Source organism: Dyella sp. 01N36, assembly GCF_056399745.1.
Genome location: NZ_JBFTRY010000358.1, coordinates 1 through 1,503, shown reverse-complemented (window position 1 = coordinate 1,503; position 1,503 = coordinate 1). Strand labels below are relative to the sequence as shown.

Annotated in this window: 2 protein-coding genes; one reads left to right on the top strand and one right to left on the bottom strand. The window is 65.2% G+C overall.

Features of this window, described 5'->3' with window-relative positions; all coding sequences use genetic code 11:
• Positions 1 to 149 precede the first annotated feature (149 nt).
• On the bottom strand, positions 150 to 1,001 hold the full coding sequence (locus AC1DMG_RS22080; protein ID WP_441603195.1) for a hypothetical protein: 852 nt from the start codon (positions 999 to 1,001) through the stop codon (positions 150 to 152).
• Positions 1,002 to 1,168: 167 nt separating this feature from the next.
• Here AC1DMG_RS22080 and AC1DMG_RS22075 point away from each other — a divergent pair.
• The coding region (locus AC1DMG_RS22075; RefSeq protein WP_477181147.1) for a J domain-containing protein at positions 1,169 to 1,503 on the top strand (335 nt) is incomplete at its 3' end.

Here is a 1,503-nt window from a genome sequence, read left to right as displayed (position 1 = left end):
GACGCAATCAATTACGCCGCACAGCCCCGACGGAATAGGCTGTTAGGGGTAGCCATGCAGCGATGACGCGAGGTCATAAAAACGCACGGCGATGCTTGCACCGTAAAAGTGATACACGCCTGTTACAGGTGCGATCCGTCGCGGCGGTTTCAGGGTGCCTGGAAGGCGAATAGCCAGAGGATGGCGCCCTGTGCCGGCGAGTCGTTCCAGGTCACCGAGTAGGTGCCGGCCTTGTCCACCTGCTTGATCGCCACCGCGCATTGCACACCGCTGTTGGGCGGCAGGTGCAGGTAGCTGTCGATCACCTTGAAGCCGTCGCCGGGGACGGCGCTCATGTTGTAGATGTAGGCCTCGCCCAGCCACACGGCCACCAGCGTGGCAGGCCCGGTGGTGGTGACCGTGCCGCTGGTGAGCGTCGTGTTGGTGGTGTCGGGACCGCCGGTCATGCCTTGCCACGCACGCGTGAGCTTGTTGGCGGCGCGGGCCGTTACGCCGGGCGTGGGGTAATTCTGTGCCACGTCCTGCAGCTTGCCGGCCTGGACGATTTCGATGAACGGAATGGTGATTTCGCCGTTCGGCGAACCGGCTTTGAGCACCTGAACGGTATGGCGTTTGCCGCCATGGGCGCCGATGGCGATATAGGCGCGCGCATTGAAGCGGCCGTCGTAGCCGTTGTACGTGACCGCGTCGCCCACCCGTTTCCAGGTATTGGCATAGCTGTCGGTGGGTTCGGCGTCGTTGTCCGCGTGGCCGGCCACCAGTACCAGCAGCGAGCTGCCGGCATCCTGCGTGTGTATCGCCGAAGTAACAGCCGGCGAGCTGCCGTCACCTTCGGACTGGTTGAGCATGGTGTGTGCGCCAAGCGCGGGCGGGTGCTGCATGGTCGACACCACATCGTCGAGGGTGGCCCAGGCGGGCAGGGCGACAACCAGCAGCATCGCCAGCAGAGCCGCGCGCGCGGGGCGCGCACGCGCAGATAACAAGGAGAAACCTGCGTGCATGGGTGCATTCTCCTGTCGCATTGGATTGATATTGTGATTCGTGATAGGTCGTGTCAAGCTCGGGGTCACCTGTCGAATGGACGGCCAAACGACGCGACAAGGTGACCGGCGCGAGCCACACGCAGTCCTCGCGCAACGATAGTCAGGCGCCATGGTTGGGGACAGTGGTGACGCACGAGACCGATTTTCTCGACCTGTACCGACGGCTGGGTTTGAACCCCGGTTGCGGGCTGGACGAGTTGAAGCAGKCGTACCGGCGGCATGTCGGGGCGATGCATCCCGACCGCCACGCCGGGCGCCCTGCCGACGCGCGCATGGCGTCGCGCCTGCAGCGGCTCAATGCGCAGTACGGCGCGGCCATGGATTTTCATCGCCGCTACGGGCGCCTGCCCGGCGCACCGCAAAGCTCGGCGTTTACCACCATGTCCGGCAACCGCGACCTGTCCGGCACGGTGCGGGAGATGCCCGATCCGTTTGCCGCGCGTCGAACCGCGGCGGCCGC

Excerpts from the sequence above, each read along its gene's own strand:
- AC1DMG_RS22080 (WP_441603195.1), bottom strand. The coding sequence starts at position 1,001 with ATGCACGCAGGTTTCTCCTTGTTATCTGCGCGTGCGCGCCCCGCGCGC.